The sequence below is a fragment of the Halogeometricum sp. S1BR25-6 genome (genome assembly GCF_031624495.1).
Classification (GTDB): domain Archaea; phylum Halobacteriota; class Halobacteria; order Halobacteriales; family Haloferacaceae; genus Halogeometricum; species Halogeometricum salsisoli.
On the sequence record NZ_JAMQOP010000001.1, the window covers coordinates 1,731,885 to 1,758,577 of the forward strand.

The following is a 26,693-nucleotide window of genomic DNA, read 5'->3' on the forward strand; positions in this document are numbered from 1 at the left end:
GACGAGGCGACGCTACAGCACGCCCATCTCGCCAAGTCGGTCGGGCAGGTACGTGTCGGTCACGAAGTCCAGTCCGCGGGCGGCCAGCGACTGCTGTTCGGCCTTCTTGTTGATGTCGAGTTGCAGTTCGATCTGCTCCTCCCAGTAGTCGGTCATAAAGCGCGGGTCCTCAAGTTCGGATTCGAGGGCGTTGACGTCCGAGTCCGACAGCGGGTCCGTCGGCAGGTCGTAGTCGACGATGTCCTGCGGTTGGATGCCGATGAATTTCGCCTCGGGCGTGGCGAGGTACTCCGAGAGGTGCGCGGACTTGATGGAGCCGTACGCGACGGAGCCGTAGATGCGGTAGGACCACGGGTCGCCGTCGGTGAACACCACGACGGGCAGGTCGAGTTCGTCGTGGAGGCGCTTCGTGAGGCGGCGCGTCGCCCGCGCCGGTTGGCCGCCGAGGTGGACGACGAGGGCGTCGTGCTTCTCGTCGAAGCCGTTCTCCACGAGTCGGTCGCGCATGCCGCCGGTCTCCACGCAGAGGACGAACGCGGCGTCGTTGTCGAGGAACTCGATGGTGTCTGGATTGTTCGGAATCTGGTAGCCGCCCTGCCCCACGTCGTCCTGGCAGTGGATATCACGGTCGCCGCGGCGCGTCTGCTCGCGGAGGTGGAGCGGTCCCATCACCTTCGCGCCGGACTCCTCGGGGCGCATGTGGAAGTCCTCGCGGGTGACGTGCGAGACGATTTCGAGGTCCTCGATGAGCTGATTCGACTCGCTCTGGTCGTTGAACTGCGCCTCTTCGTTGTCCCACGACTCCGAGAGGTAGTACAGTTCACGGAGGGTCGACGAGCGGTTCTCCTCCAGTTGGTTGACGAGGAACTCGATGGCGTAGGCGGCCTTCAGAAGTTTCCGCGCGCCGCGGACGCTGTTGGCCGACCGCGTGGATTTGCGGTCGCCGTACACCCACACCTTCGACTCCTCGTCGAAGACGATGTTGCTCTTCGTCCGCGTGGGGATGTCCATGTGGGGGATGTCGCCCGACGCGAACTGGTCGTAGAACTCCGCGGCGAGGTTGATGAGTCGCTCCTGGGCGAGTTCGTCGTTCTGGTTCGTGCTCATGTGTGTTAGGTGTTGACGGTGAGTTTCTCCGCTTCGACGCCGTCGACGTTGATGTCGAACGACGCGTCCGAGGCGACGGTGTAGCTGAGTTCGACGGTGTCGCCCGCCGACACCGACGGGTTCCACTTGACGAACCACTCGCCGTCCAAGTCGACGACGGTGGCGCCGTCGGGCACGTCCGTCGGTTCGACCGAGACGATGTCGGTAATGTCGGGCGATTCGGTGCGGTCGGAGTAGTTCTCCACGACGAGGGTGACGGTGTCGCCGTCCACCTCGCGGTCGACGCTGAGGTTGTTCATGATGCGGGCCAGCGCGCCGTCGATGTTCGGCCGTTCGCGGCCCGTAACCTCCGACAGTTTGTCGGCCATCTCCGGCAGGATGCGCCCGAGCACGTCCTGTTTCTTCCGGCGCTTCTGCATCGAGCGGCGCTTGTTCAGGTACGACTTCAGTTCGCGCGCCGCCTCGCGGATGGCGAGTTCTATCTCGTCTTCTATCTCGGGGATGTTCGCGAGGGCGTCCTTCGACTCGGAGGTGAACGGGACGTTCGTGGAGGCGACGTGGACCATGATGACCGCCGGACCGCTCGGCATACCGGAGCCGCCGGGTTGGTCCAAGCCGTAGTTGCGCCAGCCGATGCGCTTGACCACGTCCGTCGTCGCGCAGGCCCCGCGCTGGTAGACGAGGGGGACGCGGTTGGCGAAGCGCAGGAGGTCGACCGAGCCCTCCGCGGAGAGTTCGCCGCCGTAGGCGATGCCCGCCTCGACGATGAACGGGTCGCCGCCGTGAACCTCGGCGTCGCGGGTCGCAGCGGCGTAGAAGTCGGCGTCGTACTCCTTGCGGAGGCCGGCCTCGACCAACTCGGCGGTGATGGGCGAGAGGCAGTTCGTCGGCGGCGCGAGGATGTCCGCCTCGCGCATGGCCTCGAGGAGTTGGGAGGCGATATCGCGGTCGTCGGCCACCTCGTTCACCTTCGGCGCGTCGTCCGGGACGGTGCGCATGACCGCCCACAGCGCATCGGTGACGTTCTCGCGGGCCGTGTCGCCGAACGTCACGTCCTCTGAGACGAGCACGTCCGCCGAGCGGTCGACGTACTCGCGGACCTGGTCTCTCGTCGCGCGGTGGCGGTCGTTCGAGCCGAACTTCTCCGCGACGCGGTCGGCGATGCCGCGAACCGTCGCGTCGTCCTTCTGGGTGCTCGTCGCCCCGTCGACGACGGCGTACAGGTCTCGTTGCTCACCGAGGACGGCCCACGCGGCCGCGACGGCGTTCTCGCGGACGGTGTCGCCGAACGCGACGTCGTGTTCCTCGCCGACGTCGTCCGCGACGGTGTCGACGATGTCCTCGAGTTCGAAGTAGGTCGTGCGCTCGCGGTTCCGGAGCGTGTCGCCGACGCGTTCGGCGAGCGCCGCCGTCGCTTCGGCGCCCTTGTTGGCGATGGCGTCCTCGATTTCGGCGTCGAGGTCGAGTTCGTCGCTCTCGACGACTCCCCACCCCATCTCGCGGCCGAAGTGTCTGTCGCGGAAGTTGTTCAGTATCTTGTCGGCCGTCTTCGCGCCGACGCGGGTGAACTCTTCCTGCAGGAAACCCGACACCGAGTAGGACTCGGTGCGCCCGAGCATCTTGATGAGCGTCCCGAGTTCGACGCCGTGGGGGTGCGGACGAATCTCCTCGGTCTCCGCGGGGAGTTCCGCCCCCTCGACCCGTTCGTAGCGGATGGGCTCTTCGAGGCCGGGTTCGTCGAGGACCAACCGGGCGTGCGGGTTGACGACGGCGGTGTGCTTGACGTAGTCGTGGAGCTGTTGGCGGGCGCGCATGTTCGCCTCCATCTCCACCTCGATGCGCGTGCCGTGGGTGGGCGAGAGGTCCGACTCGCCGGGTTCGAGTTCGCGTTCGACCTGAATCTCCGGTTCGTTCGTGTCGGTGTCGATGATGAGTTCGAAGTACTGAGCCGACGAGTCGCCCTGCGTGCGGGAGGTGATCTTCGCGGGCTTCCCGGAGGTGAGTTGGGAGTAGAGGACCGCCGCGGAGATACCGATACCCTGCTGCCCGCGGGACTGCTCGCGCGCGTGGAACCGCGAGCCGTAGAGCAGTTTCCCGAACACCTTCGGAATCTGCTCTTTCGTGATTCCGGGGCCGTTGTCCTCGACCACGAGCGTGTAGTAGTCGCCGGCCTCGCGGATTTCGATGGAGATGTCGGGCTTGATACCGGCCTCCTCGGTTGCGTCGAGTGCGTTGTCGACCGCCTCCTTCACGGCGGTGACCAAGCCTCGCGCCCCCGAGTCGAACCCGAGCATGTGCTTGTTCTTCTCGAAGAACTCGGCGATGGATATCGCGCGTTGGCTCTCGGCCAACTCCTCCGCGATACCGGCGTCCTCGCCGAGTGTCGACTGGAACGAGGTCATTCTGTGAGGAAATCTTCTGGATGAGCGCTTAAGTACTGTTCGGGAGTAGGGTGAAAGTGGAACGGGTCCGCGCCGGCGGAGAGAGGCCTTCCCACCGGGCGGTTCGCGGCGCAGAACCGAACGTCCGGGCGCACGCGGGGCCATCGTGGACGCGGAGCGACGCCGGCTATCGGGGTATTAGTAAGTACTCACGCGGGCGCGCGTGCGAGGGTTTAAGGCCGGAGATAGCTAACCCCGAAGCAGATAGTATGTCACACGAAAGTGAGTACGGAGCGGGGCAGATCCAGGTCCTCGAAGGGTTGGAAGCCGTTCGGAAACGCCCGGCAATGTACATCGGCTCCACCGACTCACGGGGCCTCCACCACCTCGTCTACGAAGTGGTGGACAACTCCATCGACGAAGCTCTCGCGGGCCACTGCGACGAGATATCGGTCGCCGTCAACGACGACGGCTCCGTCTCCGTCTCCGACAACGGCCGGGGCATCCCGGTCGACACCCACGAGCAGTACGACCGCCCCGCCGTCGAGGTCATCATGACCGTCCTCCACGCCGGCGGCAAGTTCGACAACAAATCCTACCAGGTCTCCGGCGGTCTCCACGGCGTCGGCGTGAGCGTCGTCAACGCCCTCTCGGAGTGGCTCGAAGTCGAGATAAAGCGCGACGGCGCCCTCTGGCGGCACCGCTTCGAACGCGGCGAGCCGCAGGTCGACGCCTTCGAACGCGTCCGCGACCTCGACTCCGACGAGGAGACGGGCACGACGATTCGATTCAAGCCCGACGACGAGGTGTTCGAGACGCTTGAGTTCGAGTTCACCACCCTGGAGAACCGCCTCCGCGAACTCGCCTTCCTCAACTCGGGCGTCGGTATCTCTCTCCGCGACGAACCCGAGGAGAAGGAGAGTTCGTTCCGCTTCGACGGCGGCATCCGCGAGTTCGTCCGCTACCTCAACGAGACGAAGACGACGATGCACGACGACGTCATCTACTACGAGGACGCCGAGGAGGGCATCGAAGTCGAGGTAGCGATGCAGGCGACGCAGGAACTGCAGGGCTCCATCCACGCCTTCGCCAACAACATCAACACCCGCGAGGGCGGGACGCACATGACCGGGTTCAAGACGGCGCTCACCCGCGTCGTCAACGACTACGCTCGGGAGAACAACCACCTCGACGACCTCGACTCCCTGAAGGGCGAGGACATCCGCGAGGGACTCACCGCGGTCATCTCCATCAAACACCCCGACCCGCAGTTCGAGGGACAGACGAAGACCAAGTTGGGGAACAGCGAGGTGCGCGGCATCGTCGAGTCCGTCATGCACCAGCAACTCGGGACGTACTTCGAGGAGAACCCCGGCACCGCCCAGTCCATCGTGATGAAGGCCGTCGAGGCGGCGAAGGCCCGCCGCGCGGCGAAGAAGGCCGAGGAACTCACGCGCCGGAAGTCCGCCCTGGAGTCGACGGCGCTGCCCGGCAAACTCGCGGACTGTCAGAGCCGCGACCCCGCCGAGTCCGAACTGTTCGTCGTGGAGGGCGACTCCGCGGGCGGGTCGGCCAAGCAGGGCAGAGACAGGCACTTTCAGGCCATCCTCCCCCTTCGCGGGAAGATTCTGAACGTCGAGAAGCACCGCTTGGATAGGATCTTAGAGAACAACGAGGTCCGCGCGCTCATCACCGCCATCGGCGCGGGCGTCGGCGAGGAGTTCGACGTCGAGGACGTGCGCTACGAGCGCGTCATCCTGATGACCGACGCCGACGTCGACGGCGCGCACATCCGCACGCTGCTTCTCACGCTTCTGTACCGCTACATGCGGCCGCTGGTCGAGGCGGGCTACGTCTACGCAGCGCAACCGCCGCTGTACCGCGTCCGCTACCGCGGCGAGACGTACGACGCGATGACCGAGGCCGAACGCGACCGCATCGTCGAGGAGAAGTGCGACGGCAACCCGACGCAGGTCCAGCGGTTTAAGGGTCTCGGCGAGATGAACCCCGAACAGCTCTGGGACACGACGATGAACCCCGAGAACCGGGTGCTCAAGCAGATAACCGTCGAGGACGCCGCCGCCGCCGACCGGATGTTCAACATCCTGATGGGCGACGCCGTCGAACCGCGAAAGCAGTTCATCAAAGAGCACGCGACCGACGCCGAGTGGGTGGACATATAGATGAGTTCGGACGCACCAGACGAGTTCAGACCGGGCGCGGGCATCGCTGCGGAGATAAAGCCCGCGCGCATCGAGCAGGAGATGGAGCAGTCGTACATCGACTACGCGATGTCGGTCATCGCGGGTCGCGCCCTGCCGGACGTGCGCGACGGCCTCAAACCCGTCCACCGGCGCATCCTCTACGCGATGAACGAGGCGGGCGTCTCCTCCCGTTCGTCGCACCGCAAGTCCTCCTCCATCGTCGGCGAGACGATGGGGGACTACCACCCGCACGGCGACTCGGCTATCTACGACGCCCTCGCGCGGATGGCGCAGGACTTCTCGATGCGCTACCCCCTCGTGGACGGCCAGGGGAACTTCGGCTCCGTCGACGGCGACCCGCCGGCCGCGATGCGGTACACGGAGGCCCGCATGGCCCCCATCGCGGAGGAACTACTCGACGACATCGAGAAGGACACCGTCGACTTCCAGTCGAACTACGACGACCGCATGCAGGAACCGGTCGTCCTGCCGGCATCGTTCCCGAACCTCCTCGTCAACGGCTCATCGGGCATCGCCGTCGGGATGTCGACGAACATTCCTCCTCATAACCTCGGCGAGGTCATCGACGCGACGACGCACCTCATCGAGAACCCCGACTGCACCATCGAGGACCTCATGGAGTTCGTGAAGGGGCCGGACTTCCCGACGGGCGCGAACATCGTCGGACGCAACGCGGTCCACAAGGCGTACAAGACCGGCCGCGGCCGCATCCGCGTCCGCGCCGACTTCGACGTCGACGAGCAAGGCGAGAACATCGTCATCAACGAACTCCCCTACCAGGAGAACAAGGCGCGTCTCATCGAACGAATCGCGGACGACGTCAACGAGGGGAAGATAGAGGGGATTCGCGACCTGCGCGACGAGTCCGACCGCGACGGCATCCGCGTCGTTATCGAACTCAAGCGCGGCGCGAACCCCGACGTGGTGAAGAACCAACTGCTCGAACACCACCTCGAATCCACGTTCGGCGTCATCAACCTCGCCCTCGTCGACGGGCAACCGCGCGTCCTCACGCTGAAAGAGACGCTCGTCGAGTATCTGAACCACCGCCGCAACGTGGTCCGCCGGCGCTCCGAGTACGAACTCGCGGAGGCCGAGGACCGCGCGCACATCCTCGAAGGCCGTCTGAAGGCGCTGGACAACATCGACGACGTCGTGGCGACCATCCGCAACTCCGAGAGCCGAGACGACGCGAAGGCCGCCCTCCGCGGCGAACAGACCGTCGAGGTGGACGGCGAACCGCTGCGTAGTTTCGACTTCTCGGAGGACCAGGCCAACCACATCGTCGCCATGCAACTCGGTTCGCTGACCTCCATGGAGGCCGCCGAGATAGAGACCGAGTACGAGGAGGTACAGGACCGAATCGACCGTCTCAACGAGATTCTGAACGACGCCGACGAACTCGACGCGGTCATCCGTTCGGAGTTGACCGAGATACGCGAGGAGTACGCCGACGACCGACGCACCTCCTTTATCGAGGACACCGGGTCGGTCACCCACGAGGACCTCATCGCCGAGGAGGACGTGGTCGTCGTCGTCAGCGAGGACGACTACATCAAGCGGATGCCCCTCGACACGTTCCGCGCCCAACATCGCGGCGGGAAGGGCATCATCGGCACCGACCTGAAGCAGGGCGATACGGTCTCCTCGGTGTTCGTGGCGAACACCCACGACTACCTGCTGTACTTCACCAACCACGGGCAGGTGTACAAGCTGAAGACCTACCAGGTCCCGGAGATGTCCCGGACCGCCCGCGGGAAATCGGCGGTGAACCTCCTCGAACTGGACGACGGCGAGGAGATAACCTCGGTGGTCAACACCGCCGACATCGACGAGGAGACGGAGAAGTACCTCACGATGGTGACGCGCAACGGCTACGTGAAGCGCACGGGCGTCGAGAAGTTCCAAAACATCCTCTCGACGGGCATCATCGCCACGAAACTCGACGACGGGGACGAACTCACCGACGTCGAAGTCACGGACGGAACGCGCGACTTGGTCCTCGCCTCGCGCGACGGCATGGCCATCCGCTTCGACGAGTCGGACGTCCGGGCGATGGGTCGCTCCGCCCGCGGCGTCCGCGGGATGAACCTGACCGGCGACGACGAACTCGTCGGCGTCGCCGCCGTCGACGAGGACGTGCACAACTGGGTGCTCACCGTCACCGAGAACGGCTACGGCAAGCGCACCGACATAGAGGACTACCGCCGGCAGTCCCGGAACGGGAAGGGCCTCATCGACATCAAGACGAACGACCGCAACGGTTCCGTCTGCGCGATGGAGACGGTGGGCTACGGCGACCACCTGTTCGTCATGAGCGAGTCCGGGCAGATTCTTCGGACGCCCGTCGAGGACATCTCGACGGTGGGTCGCAACACGATGGGCGTCATCGTGATGGAGATGGACGCCGGCGACAGCGTCGCCAGCGTCGACGTCCACCACGTCGGGTCCGACGACGTGGACGAAGACGCGGACGCGGAGTAAGCGCCGAGTCGGCGGCGAAAACGCGTCGCCGTTCTCGTTTCGAGTGCTCGGACGAGCGTTCAGCGCCGAGTGGAAACCTGCTATCGGAGCGACCGAGCGGAGTGATTCTGTCGTTGTCGTCGGTACAGTTGAGCGAAGCCGATGGTTCCGAGTATCCCCGTGACGACGCCGACAGTCGTCGATACCCGCCGTGTTCGGTACTGCTGACGGTGGGTGACTGTTGCCGCGAACCGACGGCGAGATTCACCGGAAATCCGGTGTGTCGTCTCGATGAATCGTTAGAGGATGCGCTTGCCGAGGCCGCTGGCGGCGAGTTCCGTCGCCAGCGCCGCCGTCTCGTTGTGCTCGTCGAGGACGGGGTTCACCTCGACCAGTTCCAGAGAGCGGAGCGCATCGGTCTCGGCCACCCGTTCGAGCGCGAAGTGCGCCTCGCGGTAGGTGACGCCGCCGCGGACGGGCGTCCCGACGCCGGGCGCCTCGCGGGGGTCCAGCCAGTCCAAATCGAGGCTGGCGTGGACGCCGTCGGACGCCGCGCAGGCCACGTCAAGGGCGTCGTCGACGACGGCGTCGATGCCGCGTTCGTCGATATCCGACATCGTGTAGGCGGTCACGTCGCTGTCGCGGATGGCCTCGCGTTCGGTGTCGTCGACGGAGCGCAGGCCGACGATGGCGACGTGTTCCTCGGAGAGTCCGGCGGCGTTCGCCCACGGCGTGTCGGCGAAGTCGCCGACGCCGAGGAGGGCCGCCAGCGGCATCCCGTGGACGTTTCCGGAGGGCGACGTGCTCGGGGTGTTGAAGTCGCCGTGCGCGTCGAACCAGACGAGACCCACCTCGGCGTCGCGCGCGGACCCCGTCACGGAACCGATGGCGACAGAGTGGTCGCCGCCGAGAACCAAGGGCGTCTCCCCGCCTTCGAGGGCGGCGGCCACCCGGTCGGCCACCGAGGTGACCACCTCCCGCGTCTCGCGGAGGAACTTCGCGTTCCCCTCGGAGGGCGCTTCGGCCTCGGGGTCCCGCGCCTCCGCCGGCGGCGCGGTCACGTCGCCGTCGTCGACGACGGTGAGTCCCGCGCCGTCGAGTTCGGCCGCGAGGCCGCCGTAGCGGATGGCGGAGGGACCCATGTCGACCCCGCGTCGGTTCGCGCCGTAGTCGGTCGGTGCGCCGATGATTCTCACCGTGTTCGTCATCGTAGAAGGTGCGGCCAGGGGACGGGTAGTGGTTCCGGTTCGAGAAGGGAGGTGCGGCGGTCAGACGGCCGCGGCCGACGGAGAACCGACGAGGACGCCGGTCGCGTCGTCGGTCGCGTTATCGGCCGCGTCGTCGGCGTCCTCCACCGTGCGACCGAACAGGCCGGCGAGTCTCCGGTAGGCGTCGGAGAACCAGTCCGCGACGGGGGTCGACGAGTCCGCTTCGGCCGCGGCGCGCTGGTAGTCCTGGGTGTGGACCTCGACGGCGACGTTCTGCCCGGTGACGTCCTGTACCCGCCCCTGCATGTCCGTGGCGAGATCCGGATGCCTCGTGTCGGCGTCGCTGACGACGGTGACGGTGACGCTCTCGGGCGAGGCGAAGACGCCGGGGTCGTCGTACTGCGCGGCGACGCCGACGAGTTCGAGACCGTCGTACTCCTCCTGTGCGAGCGTGGTCTGCACGCCGGCGTTCACGTCCTGCTCGAAGGTGAGATGCGAGTAGGTTGCGGCGCCGGTGGCCGCCGCGACGGCGACGAACCCGACGACGACGAGGGCGTAGCCGGCCGTCCGGACGCTCGGTCCGAGGTCCCGCCACGTGCTGGCGACGACCGACGAGCGGTAACCGAGGGCGACCAGCGCGAGGTACGCCGCGATGTTGATGAACACGATGTTCATCAGGAGGAGGACGACGGCGCCGAGGACGAGAACGGGTTGGCCCCAGACGGTGCCGACGGCCGCCGCGGCGACGGACGGAACGATGGCGGCGGCGACGGCGACGCCCGCGATGGAGACGGGAAGGTCCGTCGCCAGCGCCAGAGCACCCGCCGCCCCCGCGGCGATAGCGATGGCGAGGGCCAGAAGCGTCGGCGTGATGAAGAAGCCGACCTGTTGAACGCGCGAGACGGCGAGCGTGGACGGGACGAACAGCGTCCAGCGGACGGCGTAGGCGACGGCGACGGCGCTGACGGCGGCGACGACCAGACCGAGCGCCTGGTCTTTGACGCTCTGGATGAGCATCGGCCGGTCGTCGATGACCGCGCCGACCGAGGCCGACAGCGACGACCCGGCGAACGGCGCGATGACCATGGCGCCGACGATGACGATGGCGGAGTTCAACAGCAGGCCGGCGGTGGCGAGCGTCGCCGAGAGCGCGGCGAACGCGAGGTAGGTCGCCCGGCCGGGCGTCAAATCCTCCGCTCGCTGCCGTATCTCGACGTGGGAGATACCTCTGTCGCCCTTCGGCCCCTCGACGAATCGCTCGGCGAGGTGGCGGTTCACCGACTCCGAGCGCTCGGCGTCGACGACGACGGTGTAGGCGTCCTCGTCGAGGCCGTTGTCTTGGAGGTACGCGAGCACGGGGTCGACGGCGCCGTCGGGGACCGGTACCTCGACGAACGCGCTGTCGACGCGTTCTGCGTCCGGGACGACGGCGTACGTCGCCTCCTCCCCGTCGAGAGCGGCGACGACGGAGTCACGCGTCTCGTCGTCCACCCGGACACGAATGAGTCGCACGAGGGAGTGTCACTGGCGCGGGGGAATGAGCGTTCTGGCCGGTGAGACGAACGTTTCGGCCAGTCGTCAGGCTCCCGCCGGCGGCGAGTCGCGCACCGTGCGACCGCCAGTATCCTCAAGACGGCGAGCGCCGTGGTTCGAGTCGATGCGGTTGATAAAGCTCCTCGTGAGCGAGGAGTCGCGGTCGACGGTCATCGATATCTTAGAGTCGGAAAACATCGACTTCGTCGTCACGAAGAACGCGACGGAGCGAGGCGATACGGTGCTGGTGGAGTTTCCGCTCCCCACGCAGGCGGTCGAGTACGTCATGGGCGAACTCCGCGACGCGGGCGTCGACGACCGGGAGTACACGATAATCGCCAGCGCGGAGACGGCGAAGACTCGGAGCTACCACGAACTCGAAGACCGGTTCGTCGCCGGCGCCGAGGAGGACGACGCCGTCGCGCGCGAGGAGATTCGAGCGAAGGCGCTCGACATGCACCGGAACCCGCTGACGTACTACGCGCTGACGATATTCAGCGCCCTCGTCGCCGCCGCGGGGTTGCTGATGGACTCGCCGGCCGTCGTCGTCGGCGCCATGGTCATCGCCCCGCAGGTCGGGTCGGCGCTCATCTCCGCCGTCGGCATCTCGCTGAACGACCGGCGGATGATACGGATGGGGTTCACCCAGCAACTGCTCGGGTTCGGCGCCGCCGTCGCGGGCGCGTTCCTTCTCGGGATGACGCTGAAATCCGGGCAGATAGTCACCTCGATGCTCGACGTCTCGACGGTCGGTCAGATCAGCAAGCGTATCTCGCCGGGCTTTCTCTCGGTGCTGGTCGGCCTCTGTGCGGGGTCGGCGGGCGCGTTCGGGTTGGCGACGGCGCTGCCCGTCTCGCTCGTGGGCGTCATGATCGCCGCCGCCCTCATCCCCGCCGCCGCCGCCGTCGGCATCGGGATGGCGTGGGGCCTCCCGAGCGTCGCCCTCGGGGCCGGCCTCCTTCTCGTCGTCAACGCCGTCGCCGTCAACGTCTCGGCGTTCTCGGTGCTGTGGTATCTCGGCTATCGCCCCGAGGCGTGGGACGACGAGGCACGCGCGGCGATGGACGACGGCGAGGACGGCGCGGGGTCGTCGGCCGAACGGATGGACGACGGCGCCGGCGAGTCGGTGAGCCGCGGGGTTCGAAAGTACGTCCCGGCGGCCGTCGCCCTCACCTGTCTCCTCGCCGTGCTCCTCGGCGCGGGCGGTCTCCTGTTCGGACAGGTCGCGTTCGACAACGCCGCTAACGGCGCCGTCGAGGACGTCATGGAACAGCAACGGTACGACGAACTCGACCTCACGTCCGTCCGGACCGAGGTCGGCATGGTTCGGTACGTCGGCGAGACGCCGGAGGTGAGCGTCGTCGTCGTGCGCCCGGTGGACGAACCGTACCCGGCGCTGGCCGAGGCGGTCCGCCAGCAGGTACAACAGGAGACCGACCGCGACGTGCGCGTCTCCGTGGAGTTCGTCGACGGGCAGAGCGCGGGCGTCGACGAGGAGCGTTCCGAGAAACTGCGACACCCCGGCGAGACCCGCCCGGTCGGCGCCACCGCCGCGACCGCCGCGTCGGTCTGAGACGCTCGGTTTCCGACGCCGCCCGACGCCGCGTTCCGGCCACCGGTACACGTTTGTCTCACGTACGAGCGAGAGAAACACGTAAAGTCAAGACAGTCCGACGACGGCGCGACGAATCGCCCGCCGCAACCACGTTTTGTGAAAATACTGCACAGAAACCGTCGAAAATCGTAGTACAGCGACCGGATTGTACTGTTCATCCATCGGATTTAAGGACGTATACGGCGAACGTTCTTCTATGTCATCGATCGAGCTGACTTCTAGTCAGAAAACGATTCTGACGGCGTTGATCAACCTCTACCGTCAGTCGGAGGACGCCGTCAAAGGCGAGGATATCGCCGAAGAGGTGAACCGAAACCCCGGAACCATCCGAAACCAGATGCAGAGCCTGAAAGCGCTGCAACTGGTCGAAGGCGTCCCCGGTCCGAAAGGCGGCTACAAGCCGACCGCGAACGCCTACGAGGCGCTGGACGTCGACCAGATGGACGAACCCGCCGCCGTCCCCCTGTTCCACGAGGGCGAGGCCGTCGAAGGCGTCAACGTCGACGAGATAGACCTCTCCTCGGTCCACCACCCCGAACTCTGCCGCGCGGAGATTCACGTGCAGGGGTCGGTTCGCGACTTCCACGAGGGCGACGAGGTGCGCGTCGGCCCGACGCCGCTCTCGAAACTCGTCATCGAGGGCATCGTCGACGGCAAGGACGACACGAGCAACATCCTCATCCTCCGCATCGAGGACATGCGCGCCCCCGAAGGCGAACCCTCGCACTGAGCGAAGCCCTCGCGGTGCGCGTTCGAGCGCACCGCCCGGAAACCGCCGCGCGGCCCGGAGAGCACCGGCCGCACACCCCTGGGTCCGCCGTCTCGTCTCTCCTCTAAGCCCCTCCGAATGCTCTCGTTTCGCAACTCCGAGAGCTTCCGCTCTCGGAGAGCGCGGAAAGACGAAACGTAAAACGGGCGTTCAGCCGGCGACGTCCGGATTCAGAGGTCGTCCCACGCTTCGAGCGCGCGGCGGGGCGTCGTCACGTCGGCGATCCAGCGCGCGGCGATACCCTTTTTGAGCGTCCGCGCCGCCGGGCCGCCGAAGACGTTCGGCGGAATTTCGCCGAGGCCGGGCACCTTGACCGCGTGGGCGACGGCGTCCTCGCCGACGGAGATGACCGTCCCCTTGTCCTTGTGGTCCCACGTCTTCAGGGGCTGACCCTTCGTGGCGCGGGCGACGTTCTCGCCGGCGACTTCCGCGGCCTGCCAGGCGGCCTGCGCCGTCGGCGGCGCGATGGCGTCGTCGCCCTGTTCGACGAGGGCGGAGTCGCCGAGGGCGAACACGTCGTCGTCGCTCGTCTTGAAGTCCTGCTCGGCGAAGATGCGGTTCGAGCGCTCGTCCTTGTCGAGTTTCGACTCGGCGACCTCTTTCTGACCCGTGATACCGCCGGTCCAGAGGAGCACGTCGTAGTCGAGTTCCTCGGGGTCCTCGTCCTCGCCGCCGCCGAGGTAGATGTTCTCCTCGTCGACCTTCGAGATGAAATCGCCCGTCAGAATATCGATGTCGCGCGCTTCGAGGCGCTTTCGGAGCGCACCCTGCAGTTCGCGGTCGTTGCCGGGGAACACCTCGTCGAGGCCTTCGACGATGGTGATATCGAGGGGCGCGCGGTGGTCGTCGCGGTAGCCGGCTATCTCGCCGGCCGACTGGATGCCCGAGAGGCCCGCACCGCCGACGATTATCTTCGCGGGGTCGTCCTCGGAGGCCTCCTCGGCGGCCGCCTTGACCTCGCTGTGAATCTCGCGGGCGTCGTCGAGGCTCTTGAGTTCGAGGGAGTGCTCTTCGAGACCCTCGATACCGTAGAACGCCGTCGCGGAGCCGAGACAGACGAGGAGGTAGTCGTAGTCGACCTCGCCGTCTTCGAGTTCGACGGCCTTCCCGTCGACGTCGACGTTCTCGACGTGGCCCTTGACGAACTCCGTCTCGGGTTCCTTTATCTCGTCGACCGGGATTGCGACCTTCGACTCGACGCTCGGGTCGCGGATGCAGCGGTGGGCCTCGTGGAGGACGAGGTGGTAGTCGTTTTCGGAGACCCAGGTGAGTTCCGCATCCGAATCGAGTTCTTCTTCGAGTCGTTTGACGGCGCCGGTACCCGCGTAGCCGGAACCGAGGACGACGACCTTCGTACTCATATGTGTGACTCTGCGTAGGCATCAGATAAAGGGGCTTTGGAACGTGATTCGGAGCGAATCGCCCGCCTGCGCCGTGGTGCGGAGAAAGTTGCCGGTGATTCGGCCCCGGATAAAGCCCTCCCGCGTCGTCGGAGAGGAGACGAGTCGCGCCTACTCAAGCGACAGGCCAGCGTGCCATCGGTCGACCCCCGCCTCGCGTTTGACCTCGTCCATCTTCGCCAGCAGGTGGACCGCGAGGCTGGCCGTCTTCACGGCGCGCGACTCCCCCTCGGTGCGGAACTCGCCCGTGACGCGGTTGGCGTACACCGAGCAGACGGCGCCGGCGCGGAGGCCGTAGACGTTCGCGACGGTGAGAAGCGTCGCCGCCTCCATCTCGATGTTCTTCACGTTCGCCTCGCGCAGGTCCTCGACGAGCGACTCCGACCCGGCGGCGCGGAACCCCTCGAATCCGGGGCGACCCTGCCCGGTGTAGAAGGAGTCGGCGCTCATCGTGATGCCGACGTGGTAGTCGTAGCCGAGTCGTTCGGCGGCGGCGACGAGGGCGGAGACCACCTCGTGGTCCGCGACGGCGGGGTAGTCCTCGCGGACGTACTCCTTGGAGGTGCCCTCCTGTCGGACCGCGCCGGAGGTGATGACCAGGTCGCCGACGTCCATCTCGGGTTGGATGGCGCCGCAGGAGCCGACTCTGATGAGCGTCTCGGCGTCGACGCGCGCGAGTTCCTCGATGGCGATGGCCGCCGACGGGCCGCCGATGCCGGTAGAGGTAACGGAGATTGGCGTCCCCTCGTACGTCCCCGTGGCCGTGCGGTACTCGCGGTGGTAGGCCTGTTCCTCGGCGTCGTCCCACAGCGCGGTCACCTTGTCGACCCGTTCGGGGTTGCCCGGCAGGAGGACGGCGTCGGCGACGTCCCCGGCCGAGAGTTCGATGTGGTACTGGACCTCGCTGTTCGGGTCCTCGCTGTCGTCCATACCCCTCGTGCGTGGAGAGAGGTTGAAGTGCTTGTGCTTCGGGTCACCGCTCGGAGCGCACCTACCCCTCCGACCGGCGACTCACTCCCGATTGCGTTCGGCCGCCTCCAAGGTGTCCAAGGAGATGGTGTTCGGCAGGAGTTCGCCGAGCGCGTACTCCGTCACCTCCCCGTCGCCCTCGTCGCAGACGACGGGCAGGTCCTCCTCGCAGAACTCCGCGAGCGTCTGCCGGCACATCCCGCAGGGGGTGACGCCGTCGCGGGCGCCCGAGGAGACGGCGAGGCGGTCGAACTCGCGGTGTCCCTTCTTCACCGCCTCCGCGACGGCGACTTCCTCGGCGTGGAGGCTGTTCGAGTAGTTCGCGTTCTCGATGTTACAGCCGACGAACACCTCGCCGTCGGCCGTCCTGAGCGCCGCGCCGACGCGGTACTCGGAGTAGGGGACGTGGGCCTGTTCGAGGACGTCGCGGGCGCGTTCGACGAGTTCGTCGGACATGGGAACCGAGTTTCCCTCGCGGGCGTTTGTAGCTTGCCCTGCGGACCGAAGGGCAACGGCCAAGCGTGCCGGCCCCCAACACCCGGTGTGTCATCTGAATCCGACACCGTCACGGAACCGGTGACGTCGACGGCCGAGGACGGCCGCGGCCGGTCCATCCTGCTGGCCGTCGGCGTCAGCGTCGTCGCCCTCTCGGGCGTGCTCGGTTTCTTCATCGGGAGCAACGGCGCGGAGGCCGTCCCCCGGTCGGCGCTGTTCGGCGGTCTGCTCGTCATCCCGACGACGCCGCTGTCGATGACCGCCTACGCCGTCACCCTCTCGACGCTGGTGCTCGCCGTTCTGTTCGGTCTCGTCGAACTCGCCTCGCGGATGGAAGGCGACCGCTGAGACCGCTGAGGCCGCGGAGTCACGGGGAGCGAGGGAGCGTGGCCCGGCGGGTCGAAGACTCGGAGGGTCGAAGAGTCGAAGAGGCGCGGCGCTTTTACCGATGGGCGCCCGACGACGACCATGCGCAGTCCCGGCACCGCCCCCGCAGACGCAGACGACGAGGGGAAGGGCGAGGAGGCGGCGTTCGACGAGGAGTTCGACCCGGACGCGCCGCTCCAACCCGACTCGGGGGGACGGAACCGAAAACGCGCCGTCCTGGCCGTCCTGCCCTTTCTGGGCATCGGTCTCTTCACCGTCCTGCTCCTACTGGGGTGGGGACTCGAACCGCTCTGGGCGTTCGCCATCCTCCCGCCCATCCTGTTCTGTAGCGTCCTCGCCTACATCGTCTTCAGTTCGGACTTTCTCGAAGACCGGACCTGAAGTCGAGGGTCCGAGGGTCGACCGACCGCGTCCGGACGCTACCGTCCGGTGTCGTACTTGTGCGTCGTCTCCTCGGGGTCGATGCCGAAGTCCTCGGCCGTCTCCTCTATCGACACCTCGCCCGGGTCGGGTTCGTCGGCGGGGGTCGCCCGCTTGAACCGGTCGCGGTACGCCTCGGGCATCTCGAACGCCTCCGGGTCGACCCGCAACGCGATGGCGTCGTCGCCGCGTTCCGCGCGGACCGCGTCGAGGCGTTCGCGGAGAACCGGCGGGAGGTCGTCGCCGTCGACCGGTTCGAAGCCGAAGGTGAGGAAGTAGTCCGGTTCGACGGTGAACGTGTAGACGCGGTCGAACTCGGCGTCGTCCGCCTCCGCGACCAGTCGCTCGACGACGTGCGCGCCGACACCCTGCCCGCGCCAAACGTCGAGCGTGAGGACGAAGGCGAGTTCGCAGAACTCCTCCTCGTCGGTCTGGTGGACGCGGACGCGGCCGAGTCCCGCTTTGGCCCCGCTCTCCTCGTCGAGGGCGATGACGTAATCGCGGGACCGGAACGCCGGGTCTTCGAGCCCCGACTCCTCGATGCGGTCGAGCAACCAAACCTCGTCTCGGTTCTTGGCGTCCCGTACGTACATGGACGCGAGTACGACACCGCTCCGAAAAGAAGTTGCGGGGTCGAAGTGTCAGTACGGGATGAAGATGAGGCCCACCGCGAGGAACGGAATCAGGAGGAGCATCATCGTCACGCCGTAGCCGAACATGTCGCGGGCGCGCATCCCCGTGATGCCGAGGAGAGGGAGCGCCCAGAACGGTTGCAGGAGGTTGGTGTGGGCGTCGCCGACGGCGTAGGCGACGGTGGCCTGCCCGGCGGGGACGCCGAGTTCGTTCGCCGCCTGCAGGACGGTGGTGCCGATGACCGTCCACTCGCCGCCGCCGGATGGGACGAACACGTTGACGACGCCGGCGGTTATCCACGCGACGGCCGGGAACGTCGCCGGCGTCGACAGCGAGACGAGCGCCTCGGCCATCGTCTCCGAGAGCCCGGAGTTGTTCATCATGCCGATGATGCCCGCGTAGAGGGGAAACTGGAGGACGATGCCGCCCGTCGAGGAGATGGCCTCGTAGAACTGCTCCTGATAGGCCTTCGGTCGGGTGTACAGCGCGAGGCCGAGGAATAAGAAGAGGAAGTTGACGAGGTTGAGGTTCAGCGCCGAGAGGCCCTGCGTGGCGAAGGTGTACCCGGCGAAGACCACGCCCGTGAGGGCGATTATGCCGCCGACGACGCGGCTCTGGTTTATTTTCTCGCCCGTGGTGGTCGGGTTCGAGTCGGCACCCGTCGCATCCGTTCCGGTGGCGTCGCCCCCGTCCGCGGACGCCCCGAACAGTTCGGACTCGGGAACGTACTCGGTTATCGGCTGGGCGTTCGAGCGCTCCGGCGCGAGGAGGTACAGCACCACGGAGGTGTAGAGGATGCCGGTGACGACGAGCGTCAGCGTGTAGGGGTGAAACACCGTCTCCGAGGTGGGAATCAGTCCCTCGACGATGCCCTGTTCGACGAAGACGTTACCGGGCGTGTTCATCAGGAGGGGGGCGGACCCGGCGAGACCCCAGTGCCACGTCAGACCCATGCCCATGTAGCCGGCGAGGCAGAGCAGCGGGTAGTGGACCTGTAGGTTCGTCTTCGCGGCCTGCCGCCCCATCTCGCGGGCCATCACCGCGCCGACGATGAGGCCGAGGCCCCAGTGGACCCACGCGACGGTCATCGAGATGACGCCGACGAGGACGGCGGCCTGCTTGCCGTCGTTCGGGAGCGACGTCAGCCACTCGATGCCGCCGCGGACGACGGGGTGGTACGCGAGGGCGTAGCCGGTGACGAGGATGAGCACCATCTGCATGGCGAAATCGAGCAGCACCCAGAAGCCGTCGTACCAGTATCCCACGAGGGCGAACGGACTCGCCCCCTCGACGACGACGGCCCCGACGAAGACGACGTAGCTGAGGAGGATCGCGAACAGGAACGGACTCGGCATCACCCGTTCGACGACGCTCGACATCCGGGCGCCGAAGCGCTGAATCGGCGACCCGCCGGCTGAGTCTGTCGACATAACGCGAGGACGGTCATCCGAGATATAAATGAACGTTCCGGAAGAACCCGACGCGCATCATCGTTCGGGGAAGTTACTTCAGCGGACGCGACGATGTCAGGACGTGATGGAGGTACCCGACACGGACGAGGTGGTCCACGAACCGTCCCGGGAGTTCGCGGAGTCGACGAACGTCCACGCGTTCATGCGCGAGTACGGTATTTCGGACTACGAGGAACTGATACGGCGAACGAGCGAGTCGGTCGACGGCGTCGACGAGTCGGGCGTCGAGTGGTTCTGGGACGAACTCGTCGACTACCTCGGCGTCGAGTTCTACAGCGACTACGACGTCGTCCGCGACGACGCCGACGGCCCGCAGTTCTCCGATTGGTACCCCGGAGGAACGATAAACGTCGCGCACAACGCCGTCGACAGACACGGCGCCCCCGACGCGGAGAACCGGAACAAAGCGGCGCTCATCTGGGAGGGCGAACCGGGCGACCAGCGGACGGTGACGTACCACGACCTCTATCGGGAGTCGAACCAGGTGGCGAACGTCCTCGAATCCTACGGGGTGGAGACGGGCGACACCGTCGGCCTCTACATGCCGATGGTGCCCGAAGTCGTCTCTATCCTCTACGGCTGTCTGAAAGTCGGCGCCATCGCCGTCCCCATCTTCTCGGGGTTCGGCGTAGACGCGACGGCGACGCGCATCGAGGACTCCGGGTGTTCGGTGCTGTTCACGGCGGACGGCTTCTACCGCCGGGGGAGCGAGGTGACGCTGAAGGAGTCGGCGGACCGGGCGATACGACAGGCGGGGCAGGTCGAACACACGGTCGTCTACGACCGCATCGGTCTGGAGGCGAGCGAGGACCGTGCTATCACGTGGACCACGCGCGACGAGTGGTGGGACGAGACGGTCGCCGAGGCGGACGACGAGTACGAGACGAAAAAACTCCCCTCCGCGCAGGAGTCAATGCTCCTCTATTCGTCGGGGACGACGGGGACGCCGAAGGGCATCGTCCACACCCACGCCGGCCTCCTGATGCAGACGGCCAAGGAGATATTCTTCGGGTTCGACCACAAGCCCACGGACCGCTTCTTCTGGGTGTCCGACATCGGGTGGATGATGGGACCGTGGACCCTCATCGGGAACCACACCTTCGGCGGGACGGTGTTCATGTACGAGGGCGCCCCCGACCACCCTGAACCCGACCGCTTCTGGGACATGATCGAACGGCACGGCCTCACCGTGTTCGGCATCTCGCCCACCGCCGTCCGCGCCCTGCGGAAGTACGACGACGAGTTGGTCACCCGACACGACCTCTCGACGCTCAGACTGCTCGGGTCGACGGGCGAACCGTGGGACCCCGAGTCGTGGATGTGGTTCTACGAGCACGTCGGCGGCGGCGAGACGCCCATCATGAACATCTCCGGCGGCACCGAGATATGCGGCTGTTTCCTCATGCCGATGCCGAACCAGCCGCTCAAACCGTGTAGCCTGGGCGGCCCCGGCCTCGGGATGAGCGTCGACGTCGTCGACGAGACGGGCGAGAGCATCGCCGACGCGCACGAACGCGGCTACCTCGTTGCGCGCGACTCCTGCCCCTCGATGACCAAGAGCCTCTGGAGCGGCGACGAGCGCTACCTGGAGGAGTACTGGTCGACCTTCGAGGACATGTGGGACCACGGCGACTGGGCGCAGAAGGACGAGGACGGCTTCTGGTTCCTCCACGGCCGCGCGGACGACGCGCTGAACGTCGCCGGGCGGAAGGTCGGTCCCGCGGAGATAGAGGGCGTCCTCATCGAACACGAGGCGGTGAATCAGGCGGCCGCCGTCGGCGTCGACGACGAGACGACGGGCACCGCCGTCGTCGCCTACGTCGTCCTCGAAGACGGCTTCGAACCGTCCGACGGCCTCCGCGAGGAACTGCGCGAACTCGTCGGCGAGGAGCAGGGCAAACCGTTCCGCCCGCGGGAACTCCTGTTCGTCGGCGAGTTCCCGAAGACGCAATCGGGCAAGATAATCAGACGCGCCATCGCCGCGGTGCACGAGGATGAGGACCCCGGCGACCTCTCCAGCATCGAGAACCCCGACTCCTTGGATGAGATTCGGAGCGCCCGGTAGCGAGAGCGGCAGGGAGGAAAGAAGCGCTCTCAGAGGACGTCCGCGGGGGACACCGACCGCCCCTCCGGACCGTCACCGACGGCCACGTCGCCGACGGTGTCCGAGTCGGGGAAGGTGACGACTGCGCCGACGAGAACCGGCGCGACGAGGCCCGCGGCGACGGCTCCCGGCCGTTCGAGGGAGTCGCGGACGACCACCTCCTCGCCGGCCATCATCTCCCCGCTCTCGACCGCCGTGGCCGCCGCATCGAGCAGTTCCGCGTGGGAGTACGTCCGTCCGTCCGCTCGAAGCGCCGCGTCGTCGGCGGCGACGGTCGCGGGGTGGACCGCGGGGTTCTCGCTCCACACCTCCTGCTCCCAGTGGGTCGTCTCGGGACGTTCGGGCGAGCCGCCGTAGACGGCGAGTTTGCACCCCGGCGGGAGGTCGAACTCGCCCTCGCGGTCGACGCCGACGAGAGTGGCCCGCGGCGCGTCCGCCGGCGCGGCCGAACCCGTCGGGTCGAGGTGGAACGTCGTCGCGGCCCCCAACTGCGCCGCACCGTAGAACGCCAGCACCGGTTCCGGCAGGGGGTCGGGGGCGACGGCCACCGTCTCGCCGCCGCGGACGCCGAGGTACCGCAGGACGTTACCCGCCTTGTACGTCGTCGTCACGAAGTCGTAGTAACTGTAGGACCGGCCGGCGTCGCGGGCCCGGAGGGCGGGCGCGGACGTCCGCCGGTCGCGCGCGACGAGGTCGCCGAGGACGGTCGGGTCTGCCGGCCGCGACGGCGGGGCGTCGGGAGTCACACCGGGGAGAGGAACCGTCCCGCAAAAATCCCGTCGCCGCGAAATCAGTCGGTTTGCGGAACTGTCTCCGAGAGTCATGCCAACAATTATCGTGACAGTCGCCATGGTCTATAAAATGACATAATACCCGGCGAACCGCAGTACGGAGTGGTGACATAAATTGTCGATGCGAGCCGTGGTCTACCAAGGACCACACGAGGTGGCGGTCGAGGACGTGGACGAACCGGAACTGCAGCACCCGAACGACATCATCGTCGACATCACGACGTCGGCCATCTGCGGGTCGGACCTACACATGTACGAAGGTCGGACCGACGCCGACCCCGGTATCGTCTTCGGGCACGAGAACATGGGCGTCATCGAGGAAGTCGGCGACGGCGTTAGCTCCCTCGAAGAGGGAGACCGCGTCGTCCTGCCGTTCAACGTCGCCTGCGGGTTCTGTGAGAACTGCGAGAACGGGAAGACGGGCTTCTGTACGAACGTCAATCCCGGGTTCGCCGGCGGAGCCTACGGCTACGTCGCCATGGGTCCGTACAAGGGTGGGCAGGCCGAAAAGCTGCGAGTCCCGTACGCCGACTTCAACGCGCTGAAGCTTCCCGAGGGGACCGAACACGAGGACTCCTTCGCGCTCCTCGCGGACATCTTCCCGACGGGGTGGCACGGCACACGACTCGCCGACCTCCAACCCGGCGAGTCCATCGCCATCTACGGCGCCGGGCCGGTCGGGACGATGGCCGCCTACAGCGCGAAGATTCAGGGCGCCTCCGAGATTTACATCGTCGACCGCGTCGAGAGCCGACTCGACCTCGCGGAGGAGCACTGCGACGCGGTTCCCATCAACTTCGAGGAGAAAGACCCCGTCGAGCAGATCAAGGAGATGCACGGCGGCGGCGTCGACAAGGGCGTCGACGCGGTCGGCTATCAGGCCATCGACTCCGATAAGGAGGGCGACTCGGCGTACGACCCCGCCCGCGAGAACCCGGCGGTCGTGCTCAACAACCTCATCCACACCGTCCGTCCGACGGGCCAACTCGGCATCGTCGGCCTCTACGTCCCCTCGGACCCCGGCGCACCGGACGCGATGGCCGGACAGGGACGACTCGGCATCGACTTCGGGAAACTCTTCGAGAAGGGCCAGAAACTCGGCACCGGCCAGTGCGACGTGAAGTCCTACAACCGTCAGCTCCGCGACCTCATCATCGAGGGGAAGGCGGACCCGAGCTTCTACGTCTCCCACCGCGTGGGCCTCGACGAGGCGCCCGAGATGTACGAGCGCTTCGACAACCGCGAAGAGGGCGTCACGAAGGTCCTCCTCGAACCGTAGGTAGTCCCGTTGGGAGCCGTCCGGTTCACACTTTTTTTGGCCTCACCTCAGGCGCGTAGCCACGCCTTCGGGTGCTCCTCGCGCAGGTGGTCGTGGTACATCTCGACCATCTCGGAGTAGGAGGCGGCGAGGGCCTCCCACTCGCAGTGCTCACAGCGACCCGTGATGGAGGTGCGATTCGGAGGCGTTCGGTCGCTCATACTGTCGAGGGGGTCCCGACCGGGGATATACCTTCGGACGACGCCGCTCCGCGACGTTGAGCGCCGGCGCGAACAACTATTATGTGCGTCCCGCGCGTCCGAAACAATACGATGTGTATCTACTGCACCCTGATGTACGACGAGGGCTGGGGCGGACTGCTCGAGTACGACGACGTGTATCAGGAGGCGCAGGCGGCCGAAAGAGCGCGGGAGTCCAACTACGGCTTCGACGAGTCGTGGGACGAACTCAGAGAGCAGGTCACGCCCGCGGGAACGGGTCGCTGACGGCGCTCTCGCCCGCGTCGACGTCCGCCATCTCCTCGTCGGTACAGAGACACTCGTCCAACTGCGCTCGAATCGCCTCCTCCTCCACGTCCGCGCCGATGAACACGAGTCGCGTCGCCGGGTCGTCGTCGTCGCGCCACTGCCCGATGGGTCCGGCCGTCACCGACGGGCCGGCGCGGTTCAACCCCATCACCGTATCCGGCCGCGTCGAGAGCAGGAAGAAGCCCTTCGCGCGGTAGACGCCGGAGGGCCACTCGTCCATCCACGCCTCGAAGCGTTCGGGGTCGAACGGGCGTTCGGACTCGTAGCAGAACGAGGTGACGCCGTGGGCGTTCCCGTTCCCGTGGTCGTGGTCGTCGTGTTCGTGCGACTCGGCGAGGCGTCGCTTCCACCCGGCGGAGCGCCTGACGGCGTCGAAGTCGAACAGACCGGTGTCGAGCACCGTCTCCGGGGCGATGTCCGAACGGGTCGTCCGGTGGAGACCCGCCCGCGGTTGCAGTTCGCGGACGACGCTCTCGATGTTCTCCAGGGCGTCCTCGGGGACGAGGTCGCACTTGTTCAATAAGAGTACGTCGCAAAACTCCACTTGGTCCACGAGCACGTCGGCGAGTTCCCGGCCGCTCTCGCTTCCCCGCTCCTCGTCCTCGTTCGGACGCTCCGTCTCGGGGTCGAACTCCTTCCAGAAGCCGTAGGCGTCGAGCACGGACACCATCGTGTCGAGGCGGTAGCGTTCGGACACCGCCTCCTCCTCCAGAAACGTCCGCGCGATGGGAAGGGGTTCGCTGATGCCCGAGGCCTCGACGAGCAGGCAGTCGAACGAGCGCTCCTCGGCCAGACGGACCACCTCGGTCGCCAAATCGTCCTTGAGCCGACAGCAGACGCACCCGTTCGTCAGTTCGATCACGTCGTCGTCGGCCCCGGCGACCAGTCGGGCGTCGACGTTGACCTCGCCCATGTCGTTGACGAGGACGGCGACGTCGTGGTCGGTCTGCTTCTCCAGAACGTGGTTCACGAGCGTCGTCTTACCCGCACCGAGCGTCCCGCTGACGATAGTCACGGGTATCTCGTCGTCGTCGCCGAGAGTCATCACTCCGTGTGGAGGGGGCGAAGCAAAATAACGTTCCGGAATCGTCGAATTCGAAGAACCGCGGGGGGTCGGGCGCGGCGGACGACCGCCGAGAGCGGCCCCGGCGGGGTATCGACGCGATACCGACGCGACCCCGTCGTCGCCGTCTACGGCGCGCCGGCGACGACCAGTCGGCTCTCTTCGGACCCGTTCTCCAACTGCCTGCTCGCGTCGGGCGAGACGCGCACGGCGTCGCCGGGTTCGAGGTCGACCGACTCGCCGTCGACGTGGAGCGTCGCGCCGCCCTCGACGAGGTAGTACACCTCTTCGTGGTCCTCGTCGGCGTGGTCGTGCTCCATGCCGGTCCAGTCGGGGTCGGCCTCGACGACGGTGAATCCGAGGTTCTCGGCGTCGAGTTCCTCGCGCAGGAAGAACATCCCGTCGGCCTTCTCGCCTCCGTCACGGTAGTTGGCTTTGGTGTGCGACATCCACGCGTGGCTACGGTCGAGAGACGTATGCAACTACTGGCACCGGACGTGCGTTCGGAGTTCCAGCGAAACCTGACAGTCTCGTTCGGGTGCCGAAAGAAATCAGGTAGTTGATCAGTGTCGGCGGGAGAGAACGGCCACGGAAACGTCCCGGTCCCACGAACGGGAGCGTCCGGCGTGAGCGAGGAGGAGAGACCGACTACAGCGAGTTCTTGATCTTCTCGAAGAAGCCCTCTTTCACGTCGACCTCCTCGCCGCCGGCCTCCGCGAACGCTTCGAGCGCCTCTCGCTGTTCTTTGTTCAGGTTCTCGGGGGTCACCACCTGCACCTGCACGTGGAGGTCGCCGTTGCCTCGGCCGCGGAGGTGCGGCATCCCCTCGCCGCGGACGCGGAACGACTCGCCGCTCTGCGTCCCGTCCGGAATCTCGAACTCCGTCGTCCCGGTGACGGTGGGAATCTCCACCGTCGCGCCGAAGACGGCCTGCGGGAAAGAGACGGCGAGGTTGTGGTAGAGGTCGTCGCCGTCGCGTTCGAAGTCGTTGTGCTCCGCAATGGACACCTCGATGAGGAGGTCGCCGTTCGGCCCGCCGTTCTCGCCGGGCGCGCCCTCGCGTTCCATGCGGAGCGACTGGCCGTCGCGGATGCCGGCCGGGATGGTGACCGTCAGCGTCGCCTCCTCACGGACGACGCCGTCGCCGCCGCAGTGAGAACAGGACTCGCTGTACGTCTCGCCCTCGCCGCCGCAGCGTCGACAGGTCTGGGTCTGCTGGACGCGGCCGAGGGGCGTGTCGCGGACGGTCGTGGTCTGGCCCTGTCCGTTACACTCCGGGCAGGTGTTCACGTCGGCGTCCGGCGGGTGGCCCGCACCGTCGCACTCCGGGCAGCGCTCGGGTCGCGTGACGGTGAACTGCTTTTCGACGCCCTCGTAGGCCTCTTCGAGGGTGAGGTCGACGCGCGTGCGGAGGTTCTGGCCCTGCCGCGGGCGGTTGCGGCTCTGGCCGCCCTGTCCGCCCATGCCGCCGCCGCCGAAGAACTGGTTGAAGATGTCCTCGAAGGGGTTGCCCTGTCCGCCTTGGCCGCCCATTCCGCCCATGCCCCCCATGCCGCCCATCCCGCCGGCGCCCGCGCCGCCGCCGGTACCGCCCCGCTTCTCGGCCTGCTCGAAGCGGTCGTGACCCATCTGGTCGTACTGCTGGCGGGCCTGTTCGTCGGTCAGCACCTCTTTGGCTTTCTTCACCTTCTTGAACTTCTCCTCGGCGTCGGGTTCGTCGGAGACGTCGGGGTGATACTGTGTGGCCTTCTCGCGATAGGCCTTCTTGATCTCGTCCTCGGACGCGTCTCGCGATACGCCGAGCACGTCGTAGAAGTCCTCGCTCATTCGTTGTCTGGCTTACTCGGTTGAA

23 protein-coding genes are annotated in these 26,693 nt (G+C 66.8%); 9 read left to right on the forward strand and 14 right to left on the reverse strand.

Going from position 1 to position 26,693, the window contains the following annotated elements; translation table 11 throughout:
- Window positions 1–12: 12 nt before the first annotated feature.
- Both NDI76_RS09045 and NDI76_RS09050 read right to left on the reverse strand, forming a co-directional pair.
- The gene (locus NDI76_RS09045; protein WP_310923680.1) at window positions 13–1,107 is read right to left on the reverse strand and encodes a DNA topoisomerase IV subunit A; all 1,095 of its coding nucleotides are present in this window, start codon (window positions 1,105–1,107) and stop codon (window positions 13–15) included.
- Window positions 1,108–1,112: 5 nt separating this feature from the next.
- Window positions 1,113–3,509, reverse strand: a complete 2,397-nt coding sequence (locus tag NDI76_RS09050; protein WP_310923681.1) for a DNA topoisomerase VI subunit B — start codon at window positions 3,507–3,509, stop codon at window positions 1,113–1,115.
- Between the two features lie 248 nt (window positions 3,510–3,757).
- Between NDI76_RS09050 and gyrB the strand changes: the two genes are divergently transcribed.
- Window positions 3,758–5,671, forward strand: coding sequence for a DNA topoisomerase (ATP-hydrolyzing) subunit B (gyrB, locus tag NDI76_RS09055; RefSeq protein ID WP_310923682.1), 1,914 nt, complete (start codon window positions 3,758–3,760; stop codon window positions 5,669–5,671).
- The gene (gene gyrA / locus NDI76_RS09060; RefSeq protein WP_310923683.1) at window positions 5,672–8,197 is read left to right on the forward strand and encodes a DNA gyrase subunit A; all 2,526 of its coding nucleotides are present in this window, start codon (window positions 5,672–5,674) and stop codon (window positions 8,195–8,197) included.
- Window positions 8,198–8,475: 278 nt separating this feature from the next.
- Here the strand turns inward: gyrA and rocF are convergent, their stop codons facing one another.
- Entirely contained in the window at window positions 8,476–9,384 is a 909-nt protein-coding gene (gene rocF, locus NDI76_RS09065; protein ID WP_310923684.1) for an arginase, read from the reverse strand.
- Window positions 9,385–9,444: 60 nt separating this feature from the next.
- Window positions 9,445–10,896: a DUF389 domain-containing protein gene (locus NDI76_RS09070; protein WP_310923685.1), complete on the reverse strand. Its 1,452-nt coding sequence runs from the start codon at window positions 10,894–10,896 to the stop codon at window positions 9,445–9,447.
- A gap of 145 nt (window positions 10,897–11,041) precedes the next feature.
- Between NDI76_RS09070 and NDI76_RS09075 the strand changes: the two genes are divergently transcribed.
- Together NDI76_RS09075 and NDI76_RS09080 are read left to right on the forward strand one after the other, a co-directional pair.
- Window positions 11,042–12,490, forward strand: a complete 1,449-nt coding sequence (locus NDI76_RS09075; protein ID WP_310923686.1) for a TIGR00341 family protein — start codon at window positions 11,042–11,044, stop codon at window positions 12,488–12,490.
- A gap of 238 nt (window positions 12,491–12,728) precedes the next feature.
- Entirely contained in the window at window positions 12,729–13,262 is a 534-nt protein-coding gene (locus NDI76_RS09080) for an Rrf2 family transcriptional regulator (protein WP_310923687.1), read from the forward strand.
- Between the two features lie 209 nt (window positions 13,263–13,471).
- Here the strand turns inward: NDI76_RS09080 and NDI76_RS09085 are convergent, their stop codons facing one another.
- The 3 genes from NDI76_RS09085 to cdd all read right to left on the reverse strand — a co-directional run bounded on the left by NDI76_RS09085 (window position 13,472) and on the right by cdd (window position 16,126).
- The gene (locus tag NDI76_RS09085) at window positions 13,472–14,662 is read right to left on the reverse strand and encodes an NAD(P)/FAD-dependent oxidoreductase (RefSeq protein ID WP_310923688.1); all 1,191 of its coding nucleotides are present in this window, start codon (window positions 14,660–14,662) and stop codon (window positions 13,472–13,474) included.
- Between the two features lie 150 nt (window positions 14,663–14,812).
- Window positions 14,813–15,631, reverse strand: a complete 819-nt coding sequence (locus tag NDI76_RS09090) for a nucleoside phosphorylase (protein WP_310923689.1) — start codon at window positions 15,629–15,631, stop codon at window positions 14,813–14,815.
- An 81-nt stretch (window positions 15,632–15,712) separates the two neighbouring features.
- Window positions 15,713–16,126, reverse strand: a complete 414-nt coding sequence (gene cdd, locus NDI76_RS09095; protein WP_425498340.1) for a cytidine deaminase — start codon at window positions 16,124–16,126, stop codon at window positions 15,713–15,715.
- A gap of 87 nt (window positions 16,127–16,213) precedes the next feature.
- On the opposite strand from cdd, the gene NDI76_RS09100 reads away from it, so the two are divergent.
- Window positions 16,214–16,513 (forward strand): DUF7520 family protein, encoded by a 300-nt coding sequence (locus NDI76_RS09100; protein WP_310923691.1) that lies wholly within the window; start codon window positions 16,214–16,216, stop codon window positions 16,511–16,513.
- Between the two features lie 120 nt (window positions 16,514–16,633).
- Complete coding sequence (locus NDI76_RS09105) at window positions 16,634–16,933, forward strand: DUF8142 family protein (RefSeq protein WP_310923692.1); 300 nt, start codon at window positions 16,634–16,636, stop codon at window positions 16,931–16,933.
- Between the two features lie 38 nt (window positions 16,934–16,971).
- Here NDI76_RS09105 and NDI76_RS09110 read toward each other — a convergent pair whose 3' ends face one another.
- Window positions 16,972–17,565, reverse strand: a complete 594-nt coding sequence (locus tag NDI76_RS09110) for a GNAT family N-acetyltransferase (protein ID WP_310923693.1) — start codon at window positions 17,563–17,565, stop codon at window positions 16,972–16,974.
- Window positions 17,566–17,613: 48 nt separating this feature from the next.
- Complete coding sequence (locus NDI76_RS09115) at window positions 17,614–19,035, reverse strand: short-chain fatty acid transporter (RefSeq protein WP_310923694.1); 1,422 nt, start codon at window positions 19,033–19,035, stop codon at window positions 17,614–17,616.
- Window positions 19,036–19,141: 106 nt separating this feature from the next.
- Between NDI76_RS09115 and NDI76_RS09120 the strand changes: the two genes are divergently transcribed.
- The gene (locus NDI76_RS09120) at window positions 19,142–21,142 is read left to right on the forward strand and encodes an AMP-binding protein (protein ID WP_310923695.1); all 2,001 of its coding nucleotides are present in this window, start codon (window positions 19,142–19,144) and stop codon (window positions 21,140–21,142) included.
- Between the two features lie 29 nt (window positions 21,143–21,171).
- On the opposite strand, the gene NDI76_RS09125 is transcribed toward NDI76_RS09120, so the two are convergent.
- On the reverse strand, window positions 21,172–21,927 hold the full coding sequence (locus NDI76_RS09125) for an AMP-binding protein (RefSeq protein WP_310923696.1): 756 nt from the start codon (window positions 21,925–21,927) through the stop codon (window positions 21,172–21,174).
- Between the two features lie 166 nt (window positions 21,928–22,093).
- On the opposite strand from NDI76_RS09125, the gene NDI76_RS09130 reads away from it, so the two are divergent.
- Complete coding sequence (locus NDI76_RS09130; protein WP_310923697.1) at window positions 22,094–23,251, forward strand: glutathione-independent formaldehyde dehydrogenase; 1,158 nt, start codon at window positions 22,094–22,096, stop codon at window positions 23,249–23,251.
- 47 nt (window positions 23,252–23,298) lie between these two features.
- Here NDI76_RS09130 and NDI76_RS09135 read toward each other — a convergent pair whose 3' ends face one another.
- Window positions 23,299–23,451 (reverse strand): hypothetical protein, encoded by a 153-nt coding sequence (locus NDI76_RS09135; RefSeq protein ID WP_310923698.1) that lies wholly within the window; start codon window positions 23,449–23,451, stop codon window positions 23,299–23,301.
- Window positions 23,452–23,562: 111 nt separating this feature from the next.
- Between NDI76_RS09135 and NDI76_RS09140 the strand changes: the two genes are divergently transcribed.
- Window positions 23,563–23,736, forward strand: a complete 174-nt coding sequence (locus tag NDI76_RS09140) for a hypothetical protein (RefSeq protein ID WP_310923699.1) — start codon at window positions 23,563–23,565, stop codon at window positions 23,734–23,736.
- On the opposite strand, the gene NDI76_RS09145 is transcribed toward NDI76_RS09140, so the two are convergent.
- From NDI76_RS09145 to dnaJ, 3 genes are all read right to left on the reverse strand, one after another.
- On the reverse strand, window positions 23,711–24,823 hold the full coding sequence (locus tag NDI76_RS09145) for a CobW family GTP-binding protein (RefSeq protein ID WP_310923700.1): 1,113 nt from the start codon (window positions 24,821–24,823) through the stop codon (window positions 23,711–23,713). The genes NDI76_RS09140 and NDI76_RS09145 overlap by 26 nt on opposite strands.
- A gap of 146 nt (window positions 24,824–24,969) precedes the next feature.
- A complete protein-coding gene (locus NDI76_RS09150; protein ID WP_310923701.1) occupies window positions 24,970–25,290 on the reverse strand; it encodes a cupin domain-containing protein in 321 nt (106 codons plus the stop codon).
- A gap of 199 nt (window positions 25,291–25,489) precedes the next feature.
- Window positions 25,490–26,668 (reverse strand): molecular chaperone DnaJ, encoded by a 1,179-nt coding sequence (dnaJ, locus tag NDI76_RS09155; RefSeq protein WP_310923702.1) that lies wholly within the window; start codon window positions 26,666–26,668, stop codon window positions 25,490–25,492.
- Window positions 26,669–26,693 lie beyond the last annotated feature (25 nt).